Origin of the sequence: Nocardiopsis flavescens (assembly GCF_900141985.1) — a bacterium.
Lineage (GTDB): Bacteria > Actinomycetota > Actinomycetes > Streptosporangiales > Streptosporangiaceae > Nocardiopsis > Nocardiopsis flavescens.
Map to the genome: position 1 here is coordinate 266198 of NZ_FQZK01000002.1, position 13839 is coordinate 280036.

The following is a 13839-nucleotide window of genomic DNA, read 5'->3' on the forward strand; positions in this document are numbered from 1 at the left end:
GCGGAGAGTGACCCCCTCCCCCTGCGCGGCGTTCCGCGGTCCGCGGCACCGGATAGCCTGGGGTGGTGAGCCAGAGTCGTACCTATGAAGTGCGGACCTACGGCTGCCAGATGAACGTCCACGACTCCGAGCGGCTCTCCGGTCTGCTGGAGGACGCTGGGTACGCGCGGGCGGCCGAGGACACCACCGCGGACATCGTCGTCTTCAACACCTGTGCCGTCCGGGAGAACGCGGACAACCGCCTGTACGGCAACCTCGGGCACCTGCGCCCGGTCAAGGACGCCAACCCCGGCATGCAGATCGCCGTGGGCGGCTGCCTGGCGCAGAAGGACCGGGGTGAGATCGTGCGGCGCGCCCCCTGGGTCGACGTCGTGTTCGGCACCCACAACATCGGCTCCCTGCCGGCCCTGCTGGAGCGCTCCCGCGTCCAGCGCGAGGCACAGGTAGAGATCGCCGAGTCGCTGGAGCACTTCCCCTCCACGCTCCCCAGCCGCCGCGAGTCGGCGTACGCCGCGTGGGTGTCGATCTCGGTCGGGTGCAACAACACCTGCACCTTCTGCATCGTCCCCGCCCTGCGCGGCAAGGAGCAGGACCGCCGCCCCGGCGACATCCTGGCCGAGGTGCGGGCCCTGGTCGCGGAGGGCGTCAGCGAGATCACGCTGCTGGGCCAGAACGTCAACGCCTACGGCAGCGGCTTCGGCGACCGGCAGGCGTTCTCCAAGCTGCTGCGCGCCTGCGGCGAGGTCGAGGGCCTGGAGCGGGTCCGCTTCACCTCACCGCACCCGCGCGACTTCACCGACGACGTCATCGAGGCCATGGCCCGGACGCCCAACGTGATGCCGCAGCTGCACATGCCCCTGCAGTCCGGCTCCAGCCGCGTCCTCAAGGCGATGCGCCGGTCCTACCGGCAGGAGCGCTTCCTGGGCATCGTGGAGAAGGTGCGCGAGGCCATGCCGCACGCCGCCATCACCACCGACATCATCGTGGGCTTCCCCGGCGAGACCGAGGAGGACTTCGAGGAGACGCTGCACGTGGTCCGCGAGGCCAGGTTCTCCGCCGCGTTCACGTTCCAGTACTCCAAGCGCCCCGGAACCCCCGCCGCCACCATGGACGACCAGGTGCCGCCGGAGGTCGTCAAGGAGCGCTACCAGCGCCTGGTCGACCTCCAGGAGCGGATCTCCTGGGAGGAGAACAAGAAGCTGGTCGGCACCGAGGTGGAGCTGCTGGTCGCCGACGGCGAGGGCCGCAAGGACGGCGAGCACCGCCGCCTCTCCGGCCGCGCCCGCGACAACCGCCTGGTGCACTTCGCCGTCGGCGACGCCGAGGAGCCCCGTCCCGGCGACGTGGTGACCGTCGGGATCACCTACGCGGCCCCGCACCACCTGGTGGCCGACTCCGGGGTGCGGGACCTGCGCCGCACCCGGGCCGGGGACGCCTGGGCCGCCCGCAACGGCGCCCCCGTCCCGGAGAAGGGCCCCGGGGTCCTGCTGGGCATGCCGGGCGTGGGCAGGCCCGCGGAGCAGCCCGCCCCCGTCGGGGGCTGCGACCTCTGACCCGCCGTGAACGGCCCCGGTGCGCGAGCGCCGGGGCCGTCGCCGTGGTCCGGGGCGTGGCGCCGCCCCGGACCGGGCGCCCTACAGGCGCACGCGCAGCTGTTCGAAGCGGACGAACGCCAGGTTGGGCTGGCGCACCGCCGGGTGCTCCGGGTCCAGGGCCAGGCCGGGGAAGGCGGCCAGCAGCGCGGTGAACGCCTCGTGCCCCTCGGCCCGGGCCAGGGCCGCGCCCAGGCAGTAGTGCAGGCCGTGCCCGAACGCCAGGTGCGCCTCGCCCGGCCGCCCCCGGTGCCGGGTGATGTCGAACCGCTCCGGGTCGGGGTGCGCCGCCGGGTCCCGGTTGGCCCCCGCGGCCATGGCGATCACGGGGGTGCCCGCCGGGATCGTCGTGGTGTTCAGCTCCACGTCCTCCAGGGCGAACCGCGGCCGGGTCTGGAACACCGGGCCGCACCAGCGCAGCATCTCGTGCACCGCCGGCTGCATCAGCTCCGGGTCCCGCCGCAGCATCGCCAGCTGCTCCGGGTGGGTGAGCAGGGCGTGCGTGCCGTTGGCGATGAGGTTGGCGGTGGTCTCGTGGCCGGCGATCACCAGGGTGATGATCATGGTGACCAGTTCCTCCTCCGAGAGCCGGTCGCCGTCCTCGTCGCGGGCCCGGACCAGGTCGCCGAGCAGGTCGTCGTGCTCCTGCGCGCGGTGCAGGGCGATGACGTCCCGGCAGCCCTGCACGATCTCCCCGATGATCCCGTTCACCTCGTCGATCCGGGTGAGGTCGAACGTGGTGATGCGGTGGCCCCACTCCCGCCAGGGGGCGCGGTCCTCCTCGGGCACCCCGAGGAGCTCGCAGATGACCGCGATCGGCAGGGGGTAGGTGAAGTGGTCGATCAGGTCCACCGACCCCTCCCGCGCGTGCCCGGGCAGGTCGGCGAGCAGCCCCTCGGCGATGGCCCGGATCCGCGGGCGCAGCGCTTGGACCCGGCGCACGGTGAAGGTGCGCGTGACCAGCTTGCGCAGGCGGAGGTGGTCGATCCCGTCCTTGTCCAGCAGGCCCTCGGTGACGTGGGCGATCAGCTCGGGCCGCATGCCCATGCCCGCCAGCAGTTCGGCGCGGGTCGGCGCGGTCCGCTCCCCGGGCAGGTTCGCGGAGTCCACGACGAACCGGCGGTCGCTCAGGACCGTGCGGGCGTCGGCGTCGTCCACGACCAGGCGCACCTCCATGCCGCCGACGGTGGCGCGGGCCGCCGCCCCGGCCGCGCGGATGCGCTCCAGCAGGGCGACGTGGTCCAGGTCGGGCGGCGGTGCGGTCAGTTCGAACAGGGTCTGAGTGCTCATGTGCCCTCCCGGGCGTTCACTCGGTGGATGGGAGGTACTCCTCCAGCGCTCTGCGCGCCCACCCCATGAGCCCCTCGAACAGCGCGAGTACCTCGGGGCGGGCGGCGAGCAGCGCCTCGGGATCGGCGGTCTCCTCCAGGCTCCGGCGCACGGACTCGCCGAGGATCTCGGCGCGCACGTGCGGTTCGGGGACCGGGTAGGACTGCCTGGCCAGGAGCGGCGGTGAGACCAGGGCCCCCATGACGGCCGAGACGAACAGGTAGTTCTGCTCCTCCACCGGCCGGTCCGAGCCCAGCAGCCCGTGCCCGCCCAGGACCGTGAAGTAGTCCTGCATCACGCGGGCCCGCAGGCCGGTCAGTCCGCTCTGGGTGGCGCCGACCGTCTCGACGATGCCGCCCAGGGTCTCGGTGCTGCGGGCCAGGAGGGCGTTGACCAGGGGCTTCTCGTACTGCGTGAGGTAGAGCCACCGGGCGGTCTCGCCCGGCAGGATCACGGCCGGGTCGGCCTTCATGCGTGCGATGAGGGCCGTGCCGACCTCCATCTGGACCCGGACCACGACCAGTCCGAACAGCACTTCCTTGGTGGGGAAGTGCAGGTAGACGGTGCCCTTGCCGACGCCCGCCCGGCGGGCGACGTCCTCGATGGTGACCTTGCCGTAGCCCAGCGAGACGAGGAGTTCCGCCGCGGCGTCCAGGATGCGCACCGCCCGGCGGGCGCGTTCGGTGTCGCGGGGGGAATCTGCGGTCTTCGCCACTGTCGCTCCTGTGGATCGAGGGTTCCGGGGAGGCCGGTCGGCCCGTGCCCTCATGTTCCCCCACCCCGATCCGTGACTGTGTGACCAGATTTCAAAACCGGTCACGTGGTCAAAAATAGGCCGTTGCCCTGCCCCTGACAAGCCCCCGGTGGGGCGGCAGGGGCCCAGGGGGCCCAAGGGAAAGACGAGGAGGAAGAGGGAAAGAGAAGAGGGGGCGTGCCCGCGGGCACGCCCCCTCTCCGTTCGCGCTCACATGTTGTGCGGCACCATCGTCGCGATGTCCACCAGCGCCTCGCCGGGCTCGTCGCGGGAGACCGACAGCGCCGTGTCCACCTGGTGCAGCGCCCGCTCCACCAGGTCCGGGGAGTCGTAGGGCAGCCAGCGCACCCGCGGGTCGCGGCGGAACCACGACTCCTGGCGGCGGGCGAACCGGCGGGTGGCCTGGGCGGTCGCCGCCCGGGCCTCCTCCGGCGACAGCTCCCCGTCCAGCTGCGACAGCGCCTGGGCGTACCCCAGCGCCCTGGACGCCGTGCGCCCCTCCCGCAGCCCGCGGCCGTCCAGCCCGCGCACCTCCTCGACCAGGCCCTGCTCCCACATGCGGTCCACCCGCAGGTCGATGCGCGCGTCCAGCTCCTCGCGCGGGGCGGTCAGCCCGATCTGCGTGCACGGGTAGAACGACGTGTGGTCGGGCAGGGTCGCCGTGAAGGGCCGGCCGGTCAGCTCGATGACCTCCAGCGCCCGCACGATCCGGCGCCCGTTGCCCGTCAGGATCGCCCGCGCCGCCGCCGGGTCCGCCTCGGCCAGCCGTGCGTGCAGCACCCCCGGGCCCACCTCGGCCAGCTCCGCCTCCAGCCGGGCGCGCACCTGCGGGTCGGTCCCCGGGAACTCCAGGTGGTCCAGGACCGACCGCACGTACAGCCCGGAGCCGCCCACCAGGATGGGCAGGACGTCCCGGTCGGCGCAGTCCTCCACGCGCTCGCGCGCCAGCGCCTGGTAGCTGGCGGCGTCCGCGGGCTCGGTGACGTCCCAGATGTCCAGCAGGTGGTGGGGCACACCGCGCCGCTCCCCGAACGGGAGCTTGGCGGTGCCGATGTCCATGCCGCGGTACAGCTGCATGGAGTCGGCGTTGATCACCTCGCCGCGGCGGCCGGTGCGCTCTTCGAGGCGCAGCGCCATCTCCACGGCCAGATCGGACTTGCCCACGGCGGTCGGACCCACGACCGCGATCACCTTGATCATTCCTCCAGCCTAGGGCCTGTTCCCCGCACACCCTCCCGGGGCCAGAGCGGACCCCCGGGGCCTCCTCCGCGGGCCCGAGCAGACCTGCGGGGTCACTATTCTTGGCGCATGCGATTCGCCAAGGGCCACGGCACCGAGAACGACTTCGTGATCCTCCCCGACCCGGACGGGGGGCTCGGCCTCACGGAGGCCGATGTCCGCCTGCTCTGCGACCGGCGGGCCGGGATCGGCGGCGACGGCATCCTGCGCGTGGTGCGCACCCGGGCCCTGGGCGAGGCGCTCGCCCCCTCCGCCCGGACCGCCGAGCGCACCGAGTGGTTCATGGACTACCGCAACGCCGACGGCGGCGTCGCCGAGATGTGCGGCAACGGGGTGCGGGTGTTCGCCCGCTACCTGCTGCACGCCGGGCTGGTCGGAGCCGACCGGTTCGAGGTCGGCACCCGCGATGGGGCCAAGGAGGTCACCGTCGAGGCCGACGGCGACATCACGGTGGACATGGGCCGGGTGGAGCGGCTGGGCTCCTCCTCCGCGAAGCTGGCCGACCGCACGGTGGACGGCGTCCGCATCTCCGTGGGCAACCCCCACCTGGCCTGCGAGATCTCCGTGCCGGTCGCCGGGGTGGACCTGCGCACCCTGCCGGTGCTGGACCCCGAGGCGTTCCCCGCGGGGGCCAACGTCGAGGTGTACAACGAGGTCGGCCCGGGGGTCCTGGAGATGCGCGTGTACGAGCGCGGCGCGGGGGAGACCCGCTCCTGCGGCACCGGGATCGTCGCCGCCGCCGCGGCGGCGACCCCGCCCGGCGAGGGCGCCACCTGGCGGGTGCGGGTCCCGGGCGGCGAGTGCACCGTGTTCCTCGACGCCGACGGCGCCCGCCTGCGCGGGCCCGCCGCCATCGTCGCCGAGGGCGAGACCTCCCTCGTCTGACCCGTCCGGCCGACCCGGCACGCCTCAGCCGTTCAGCAGGCTCTCCGCCGGCAGCCCGCGCAGGGAGGCGTCCAGGACCCGGGCGGTGTGCGCCACCGCCATCGGCGTGCCCGCCCGCTCCAGCGCCGAGGCGATCTGGAGCGAGCAGCCCGGGTTGCCCGACACCAGCAGCCGGGCCCCGGTCGAGGCGGCGCCGGCGGCCTTGCGGTCGCCCAGCTCCCGGGCGGGGACGGGGTTGAACAGGTTGTAGACGCCCGCCGAGCCGCAGCAGACCTCCCTGTCCGGCAGCTCCGACACGGTCAGCTCCGGGATGCCCGCCAGCAGGGCGCGCGGCTGGCGGGTCACCCCCTGGCCGTGGGACAGGTGGCAGGCGTCCTGGTAGACGGCGTGCAGCGGCAGCGGGTGGCGTTCGGCCACCGGTCCCAGGTCCACCAGGAACTCGGTGAGGTCCACGACCTTGGCGGCGAACGCCCGGCCCCGCCGCACCAGCGCCTCGTCGGCCCCGGCCCCGGCCAGCACCCGTCCGGCGTGGCGCATCCCCGAGCCGCAGCCCGCCGAGTTCACCACGATCCGGTCGACGCCGGCGCGCTCGAAGACGCCGATCAGGTCCTCCAGGAACCCCGCCGCCTCGGCGCCCCGGCCGGCGTGCCCCGAGAGCGCGCCGCAGCAGCCCTGGTCCCGGGGGACCACGACCTCGCAGCCCTCCAGCGCCAGCACCCGCGCCGTCGCGGTGTTCACGTCCGGGAAGAACGCGTCCTGCACGCACCCCAGCAGCATCCCCACCCGGGCCCGCCTGCGGCCCGCCGCCGGGACGAGCCCGGGGACCTCGGCGGGGCGGGCCGCCGCCGGCGGCGCGATGCGCTCCATCGCGGCCAGCGCCGGCGAGAGCCGGTCCAGCAGCCCGGAACGGCGCACCAGCGAGGACGCCCCCGACGCCCGGTAGGCCCGCAGCGGTCCGCGCAGCAGGCGCAGCCGCCGCCGGTGCGGGAAGAGCGCGAACACCGCGCCGCGCAGCGCCCGCTCGGGCGCCGGCCGCCGGTGCTCCTCCTCCACCCGCACCCGGGTGCGCTCGATGAGGGCGTCGTAGGCCACCCCCGACGGGCAGGACGTCACGCAGGCCAGACAGCCCAGGCAGTTGTCGAAGTGGCCGACGGCGGCCTCGGTCAGCACGTCCTCGTGGGCCTGCGCCATCAGGTGGATGCGCCCGCGCGGGGAGTCCGCCTCCTGCCCCCACAGCACGTGGGTGGGGCAGGTGGGCAGGCAGAAGCCGCAGTGCACGCAGTCGCCCAGCAGGTCCCCGAAGGAGCGCTCGGCCGCGGGGTCGGGCAGGTCGGTCACGGTCGTTCCTCCCGGCGGGTGTGCGGGGTGTCGGTCACGAAGCGCCCGGGCGCCATGCGGTGGCCGGGGTCCATGGCGCGCTTGACCGCGCGCATCATCTCCAGGCCGGGCACCTCGCCCCACAGGTCGATCCCGGCGTCGTGCAGGTGCGGCTCCGCGCGCAGCACCGTCGCCGACCACCCCGGGCGCGAGCGCAGCCCCTCCAGGACGGCGGACACGGCGCCGGCGTCGGCCCCCGGCGGGAACGCGGTGACCAGGGCGCCCGCCCGGGCGGAACCCGTGGTGCGGGCACCGGTGCCCGCGGCCCCGCCCAGCTCGGCGGCCAGGGCGGCCGCCGCGGGCGCGTCCGCCGGGGGCACGGACAGCCGGACCAGGGTCCCCCCGGCGGGGAGCAGACCCCAGTCCGGGGGCAGTTCCCCGGACACCCGCACCTCTTCGGCGGGCAGGCCGCCGCCCAGGGAGGCGACCACCTCGGCGGCGCGGGCGTCGACCCCCGCGGGCGTGCCCTCCAGCACCACGCGCAGGCGCGACCGCCCCCGCGCCGGCCAGTCCAGGTCCACCGCGGCGGGCACGGCGCCGCCCGCCCGCAGCAGCGCGAGCCGCCGCTCGGCGTGGGCGAGGGAGGGCAGCGGCAGCTCCACCAGCCGCAGGGCCGGGGGCAGGGGGTGCAGGCGGAAGGCGGCGGAGGCGATGACGCCCAGGGCGCCGTAGCCGCCGACGTGCAGTTTGGCCAGGTCGTACCCGGCGACGTTCTTGACCACCCGGCCGCCGCTGCGCGCCGCCACCCCGTCCGGGCGCACCACCGTCATGCCGATGACCAGGTCGCGCAGCGCACCGGTGAGCAGCCGCCGCGGCCCCGAGAGTCCGGTGGCGAGCATGCCGCCCACGGTCCCCCCGGCCCGGACCGGGTCCGCGGACAGGCGCTGGCCGGCGGCGGCGAGCACGGCGGTCAGCTCGGACACCGGGGTCCCCGCGCCGACCTCCGCCACCAGGTCGCCCGCGTCGTGGTCGATCCGGACCAGCCCGCGGGTGTCCACCAGCAGGTCCACCGCGGGCGGGCGCCCGCCCCAGTCCAGGCCGGTGCCGCCGCCCCGGGCGGCCACCGACCACCCGCGGCGGTCCGCCTCCGCGAGCAGGCCCGCCAGCTCCTCCGTGTCCCGCGGGCGCGCCGTCCGCGCCGGGACGACACCGCACACGGCGTCCCGCGGCCCGCCCGCGCGGACCCCCTCGGTCCCCTGCCGTCCCACACCGGCCCCCTCGCTCAGAACTGTTCCGCCTCGCCCGACTCCACCAGCGGGTGCACGCCCGTGCGCACCCCCGGCACCTCCCCGCACAGGCGCGGGGTGGGCAGCAGCTTGTACGGGTTGGCGATCCCCCGCGGGTCCAGGGCGCCCCGGAAGAGGTCGAAGGTCGCCAGGTCGTCGGGGGAGTACATGCGCGGCATCTTGCACGCCTTGTCCACGCCCACCCCGTGCTCGCCGGTGAGGGACCCGCCGTGCTCCACGCACAGGTCGAGGATCGCCCCCGACACCGCCTCCGCCCGCTCGCCCGCGCCGGGCTCGCCGTCGTCGAACAGCACCAGCGGGTGGAGGTTGCCGTCCCCGGCGTGGAACACGTTGGCGACCCGGATGCCGCTCTCCCGCGACAGCTCGTCGATGCGGCGCAGCACCTCGGGCAGGGCGGTGCGCGGCACCACCCCGTCCTGGACGATGTAGGAGGGGCTGATCCGGCCCACGGCGGCGAACGCCGACTTGCGGCCCTTCCAGATCCGGGACCGCTCGTCGGCGTCCGCGGCGGTGCGGGTCTCGAACGCCCCGGCGGCGGCGCACAGCCGGGTGACCTCCGCGACCTGGGACCGCACCTCGGCGGCCGGCCCGTCCAGCTCCACGATGAGCACCGCGGCGGCGCCCGCCGGGTAGTCGCAGGCCACCGCCGCCTCGGCGGCCTCGATCGCCAGGGCGTCCATCATCTCGATCGCCGAGGGCAGCACCCCGGCGGCGATGACGTCGCTCACCGCGCGCCCGCCGGCGTCCATGGACGTGAACGCCGACAGCAGGGTGACGGTCCGCTCCGGCAGCCGGGTCAGGCCCACGGTGACCCGGGTGGCGATGCCGAGGGTCCCCTCGGAGCCGATGAACGCGCCGATGAGGTCGTGGCCGGGGGAATCGGGGGCCTTGCCGCCCAGCCGCGTCAGGACGCCGTCGGGGGTGACCACGTCGAGCCCGCGCACGTGGTTGACGGTGAACCCGTACTTGAGGCAGTGGGCTCCGCCCGAGTTCTCGGCGACGTTGCCGCCCACCGAGCACACCTGCTGGCTGGAGGGGTCGGGCGCGTAGTAGTAGCCGTACGGCGCCGCGGCCCGGCTGACGTCGAGGTTGGTGACCCCGGGCTCGACCACGGCGCACTCGTTGTCCGGGTCGACCTCGACGATCCGGCGCATGCGCGAGGTGGCCAGCAGCACGCCCTCGGGGTGGGGCAGGGCGCCGCCGGACAGGCCGGTGCCCGCGCCGCGGGGGACGAAGGGCACCCCGCTCCCGGCGCACAGCCCCACCACGGCGGCGACCTGCGCGGCGGTGGTGGGCAGCACCACCACGCCGGGGACCTCGCGGTGGTGGGTGATGCCGTCGGTGTCGTAGACGCGGCGGCGGGAGGCGTCGGTCAGCACCCCGTCCCCGCCGCAGATCTCGCGCAGGCGGGGGACCAGCGCGGCCACGGCGGCCGGGATCGGGTGGGCGGTCTCGGGCACGGCGCCTCCCGGCCGTCGTCGCGGGTGTGGTCAGACCTCTATGTGGACGTCCCTGCACTGGAAAGGTACGGCCGTGCGGGTCAGGGCACAAGGGGACCTGCGGGAGTTCCTCCCCCGCCCGCCCCGACGGACGCGGGGGGCGGCGGTCCAGCCGGACCGCCGCCCCCCGCGCCGGGGCCCGCCGCCCGCTACGGCATCCGCTCGTAGGCGGGCAGGGTCAGGAAGTCGACGTACTCGTCGGCCAGCGCGACCTCGGAGAAGAGCTCCTTGGCCTGCGTGTAGAGGCCCTCGTCGAAGGCCTCCCCCTGGGCCCGGCGGATCGCCTCCAGCTCCTCGTCGATGATCCCGGAGACCAGCTCGGCGGTGACCTCGGGGCCGTCGTCGAGGGTGATGCCGTTGTGCAGCCACTGCCAGATCTGGGAGCGCGAGATCTCGGCGGTGGCGGCGTCCTCCATCAGGTTGTGGATCGCCACCGCGCCGTTGCCGCCCATCCAGGCCGCCAGGTACTGGAGGGCGACGTTGACGTTGCCGCGCAGGCCCGCCAGGGTGACCCCGCCCGGGGTGCGGTCGACGGCCAGCAGGTCGGCCGCGGAGACCTCGACCTCGGGGCGCTGCCTGTCGATCTGGTGGGGCCGCTCGCCCAGGACGCCGTCGAAGACCTCCATGGCGATCGGCACCAGGTCGGGGTGGGCGACCCAGGAGCCGTCGAAGCCGTCGCCGGACTCGCGGGACTTGTCGTCCCGGACCTTGGCGAAGGCGGTCCTGTTGACCTCCTCGTCCCGGCGGGACGGGATGAACGCGGCCATGCCGCCGATGGCGTGGGCGCCGCGCTTGTGGCAGGTCTTGACCAGCAGCTCGGTGTAGGCGCGCATCATCGGGGCGGTCATGGTGACGGCGTTGCGCTCGGGCAGCACGAAGTCGCGGCCGCGGGTGCGGTGGGTCTTGATGATGCTGAACAGGTAGTCCCAGCGGCCCGCGTTCAGGCCCGCGGAGTGCTCGCGCAGCTCGTAGAGGATCTCCTCCATCTCGAACGCGGCCGGGATGGTCTCGATGAGGCAGGTGGCGCGGACGGTCCCGCGGGGGATGCCCAGGCGCTCCTGGGCTAGGACGAAGACGTCGTTCCAGAGGCGGGCCTCCAGGTGGCCCTGCATCTTCGGCAGGTAGAAGTACGGCCCCCTGCCCTTGTCCAGCTGGCGCTGCGCGCAGTGGAAGAAGTAGAGGGCGAAGTCGACGATGCCGCCGCTGACGCGGGCGCCGTCGACCAGGATGTGCTTCTCGTCCAGGTGCCACCCGCGGGGGCGGACCACGACGGTCGCCAGCTCCGCGTCGTCCCGCAGGGCGTAGGACTTGCCCTGGGGGGAGGTGAAGTCGATGGTGCGGTCCAGGGCGTCGCGCAGGTTGAGCTGCCCCTGGACCATGTTCTCCCACAGCGGGGTGTTGGCGTCCTCGAAGTCGGCCAGCCACACCTTGGCGCCGGAGTTGAGCGCGTTGACGGTCATCTTGCGGTCGGTCGGCCCGGTGATCTCGACGCGGCGGTCGGTGATGCCGGGCGCGGGCGGGGCGACCCGCCAGGAGTCGTCCTTGCGGATGTGCTCGGTCTCGGGCAGGAAGTCGAGGTCGACGCCGGAGGCGACCTGTTCCTCGCGGACCTTGCGCGCGGCCAGGAGTTCGCGGCGCCGCCCGTCGAAGGCGCGGTGCAGTTCGGCGACGAGGGACAGCGCCCCGTCGGTGAGGATCTCGTCGAACCGGTCGTGGAGGGGGCCGGTGATCTCGACCCCGTTGGTGGCGCCCATGGCAAACCTTCCGCAATACGAAAAACGCTTCTGGGATGTGGAAAACGCTACCGGTGCTGGTGAGGCGGGGTCAACGGCGGCCCCGCCGTGCATGACAACGGATTTTCGCACGGGGTCAAGCTTGCCGAAAATTCTCCGTCAACTTCCGCGGTTCTTGTCATCGGGCTCTGGCCAGGGGATTTGCGGACGCGTCGGTGGCGGCGTGTCTTCCGCCACGTGGCCTGCGATAATTCAGGTGCCCCGGCGGGAAGCGCGTGTCACCATCGACGGGGCGGCCCGCACGGCGCGGGCCGGGAAGAATCACCCCGGTGACCGCGTTGACCCACCTGGAGGGATATGAATACTGCTGAAACCCGTGGAAGCGCCCGCGAGGCCTTCGAGGCCGCCGACGAGGAGAGGCTCCACGACACGTTCGCCGCCCAGGACGGGACCGACACCGGTGAGGGGTCCCGCCGCGACAACGGCGGCGACCGCCACGTGTACGGTGACACCCCCGACCAGGGCGAGATGGAACTCGCGGACCGGCACGCACTGCGCCGCGTCCAGGGGCTGTCCACCGAACTCACCGACGTCACCGAGGTCGAGTACCGGTCGCTGCGGCTGGAGCGCGTCGTCCTGATCGGCGTGTGGACCAGCGGCACCCAGGCCGACGCGGACAACTCGCTCACCGAGCTGGCCGCCCTGTCCGAGACCGCCGGTGCCATGGTCCTGGAGGGCCTCACCCAGCGCCGGTCCAAGCCCGACCCCGCCACCTACGTCGGCAAGGGCAAGGCCGCCGAGCTCCGCGACATCGTCGAGTCCACCGGGGCCGACACCGTCATCTGCGACGGCGAGCTCACCCCCGGCCAGCTGCGCCAGCTGGAGGACGTGGTCAAGGTCAAGGTCGTCGACCGCACCGCGCTCATCCTGGACATCTTCGCCCAGCACGCGCGCAGCAGCGAGGGCAAGGCCCAGGTCGAACTGGCCCAGCTCAGCTACCTGCTCCCGCGCCTGCGCGGCTGGGGCGACAGCCTGTCCCGGCAGGCGGGCGGCTCCGGCGGCGGCGCCGGAGGCGGCGTGGGCCTGCGCGGACCCGGTGAGACCAAGATCGAGACCGACCGGCGGCGCATCAACGACAAGATGGCCAAGCTGCGCAGGCAGCTCGCCCACATGCGCATCGCCCGCGACGTCAAGCGCGACGTCCGCCGCACCCGGCACGTGCCCTCGGTGGCCATCGCCGGCTACACCAACGCCGGCAAGTCCAGCCTGCTCAACCGGCTGACCGGCGCCGGGGTCCTGGTGGAGAACGCCCTGTTCGCCACCCTGGACCCCACGGTCCGCCAGGCGCGCACGCCCGACGGCCGGGCGTTCACGCTCAGCGACACCGTCGGGTTCGTCCGGCACCTGCCGCACCAGCTGGTCGAGGCGTTCCGGTCCACCCTGGAGGAGGTCGCCGACTCCGACCTCGTCCTGCACGTGGTCGACGGGTCGCACCCCGACCCGGAGAGCCAGATCGCCGCGGTCCGCGAGGTGTTCGCCGACATCGACGCCACCGAGGTGCCCGAGCTGATCGTGGTCAACAAGGTCGACGCGGCCGACCCGGACGTGCTCAAGGCGCTGCGCACCCGCTACCCCGACATGGTCGAGGTCTCCGCCCGGACCGGGGCCGGAGTGCCCGCCCTGGTCACCGCGCTGGCCGGGGCCCTGCCCGAGCTCGCGTACGAGGTGCGGGTCCGGGTGCCCTACTCGCGCGGCGACCTGGTCGCCAAGGTGCACGAGGAGGGGCGCGTCCTGTCCGAGGAGCACACCGCGGAGGGCACCGAGCTGCACGCCTTCGTCTCGCAGGCCCTGTCGGGCAAGCTGGAGGGCTTCGCCCTCAGCACCGCCTGACACCGGTCCCGCACGGGCCCGGCCGCCGACGCGGCCGGGCCCGTCGGCGTCCCGGCGGCCGGTGCGGGCGCCGGGACCCGGCGTTCCACCGGCCCCGGAACCGCGCATGGGGTACGTCACGTCGCGCTCTCGCGAATTCTGGGCCGGAACACTCGCATTCGTCCCTGTGGAGAGGTGTACACGGAGTCCGGGAATGGACTACGGTTTTGGAGCACCGGCCGCAGCCCCATCGACCGGCGGACTCGGCGCGCCCGGCGCGCCTGAGCCCCCGACCCGCGCGGCGGTGCCCCCGGC

10 protein-coding genes are annotated in these 13839 nt (G+C 74.3%); 3 read left to right on the forward strand and 7 right to left on the reverse strand.

The window, feature by feature from the left end:
• The first annotated feature begins 89 nt into the window (after positions 1 to 89).
• Positions 90 to 1553, forward strand: a complete 1464-nt coding sequence (miaB, locus tag BUE45_RS05500; protein WP_218619506.1) for a tRNA (N6-isopentenyl adenosine(37)-C2)-methylthiotransferase MiaB — start codon at positions 90 to 92, stop codon at positions 1551 to 1553.
• Between the two features lie 81 nt (positions 1554 to 1634).
• Here miaB and BUE45_RS05505 read toward each other — a convergent pair whose 3' ends face one another.
• The 3 genes from BUE45_RS05505 to miaA form a co-directional block, all read right to left on the reverse strand.
• Entirely contained in the window at positions 1635 to 2882 is a 1248-nt protein-coding gene (locus tag BUE45_RS05505) for a cytochrome P450 family protein (RefSeq protein WP_073375949.1), read from the reverse strand.
• A gap of 16 nt (positions 2883 to 2898) precedes the next feature.
• A complete protein-coding gene (locus BUE45_RS05510) occupies positions 2899 to 3636 on the reverse strand; it encodes a TetR/AcrR family transcriptional regulator (protein ID WP_073375953.1) in 738 nt (245 codons plus the stop codon).
• 249 nt (positions 3637 to 3885) lie between these two features.
• Positions 3886 to 4875, reverse strand: coding sequence for a tRNA (adenosine(37)-N6)-dimethylallyltransferase MiaA (gene miaA, locus BUE45_RS05515; RefSeq protein WP_073375957.1), 990 nt, complete (start codon positions 4873 to 4875; stop codon positions 3886 to 3888).
• A 108-nt stretch (positions 4876 to 4983) separates the two neighbouring features.
• Here miaA and dapF point away from each other — a divergent pair, with 108 nt between their 5' ends.
• Positions 4984 to 5799: a diaminopimelate epimerase gene (gene dapF, locus BUE45_RS05520; RefSeq protein WP_073375961.1), complete on the forward strand. Its 816-nt coding sequence runs from the start codon at positions 4984 to 4986 to the stop codon at positions 5797 to 5799.
• 24 nt (positions 5800 to 5823) lie between these two features.
• On the opposite strand, the gene BUE45_RS05525 is transcribed toward dapF, so the two are convergent.
• The 4 genes from BUE45_RS05525 to aceB form a co-directional block, all read right to left on the reverse strand.
• The gene (locus tag BUE45_RS05525; RefSeq protein WP_073375964.1) at positions 5824 to 7137 is read right to left on the reverse strand and encodes a (Fe-S)-binding protein; all 1314 of its coding nucleotides are present in this window, start codon (positions 7135 to 7137) and stop codon (positions 5824 to 5826) included.
• Complete coding sequence (locus BUE45_RS05530; RefSeq protein ID WP_073375967.1) at positions 7134 to 8384, reverse strand: FAD-binding oxidoreductase; 1251 nt, start codon at positions 8382 to 8384, stop codon at positions 7134 to 7136. The genes BUE45_RS05525 and BUE45_RS05530 overlap by 4 nt, the downstream gene beginning before the upstream one ends.
• Positions 8385 to 8398: 14 nt before the next feature.
• Positions 8399 to 9883, reverse strand: a complete 1485-nt coding sequence (locus tag BUE45_RS05535; RefSeq protein WP_245832827.1) for an FAD-linked oxidase C-terminal domain-containing protein — start codon at positions 9881 to 9883, stop codon at positions 8399 to 8401.
• 188 nt (positions 9884 to 10071) lie between these two features.
• The gene (aceB, locus tag BUE45_RS05540) at positions 10072 to 11676 is read right to left on the reverse strand and encodes a malate synthase A (protein ID WP_073375970.1); all 1605 of its coding nucleotides are present in this window, start codon (positions 11674 to 11676) and stop codon (positions 10072 to 10074) included.
• Positions 11677 to 12012: 336 nt separating this feature from the next.
• On the opposite strand from aceB, the gene hflX reads away from it, so the two are divergent.
• Positions 12013 to 13545 carry a GTPase HflX gene (gene hflX / locus BUE45_RS05545; protein WP_073375973.1) on the forward strand — a complete coding sequence of 511 codons (1533 nt, stop codon included), beginning with the start codon at positions 12013 to 12015 and terminating at the stop codon, positions 13543 to 13545.
• Positions 13546 to 13839 lie beyond the last annotated feature (294 nt).

Bases quoted from the DNA above. Each gene is read 5' to 3' on its own strand.
- BUE45_RS05505 (WP_073375949.1), bottom strand. From the start codon at position 2,882: ATGAGCACTCAGACCCTGTTCGAACTGACCGCACCGCCGCCCGACCTG.
- miaA (WP_073375957.1), bottom strand. From the start codon at position 4,875: ATGATCAAGGTGATCGCGGTCGTGGGTCCGACCGCCGTGGGCAAGTCC.
- dapF (WP_073375961.1), top strand. From the start codon at position 4,984: ATGCGATTCGCCAAGGGCCACGGCACCGAGAACGACTTCGTGATCCTC.
- aceB (WP_073375970.1), bottom strand. From the start codon at position 11,676: ATGGGCGCCACCAACGGGGTCGAGATCACCGGCCCCCTCCACGACCGG.
- hflX (WP_073375973.1), top strand. From the start codon at position 12,013: ATGAATACTGCTGAAACCCGTGGAAGCGCCCGCGAGGCCTTCGAGGCC.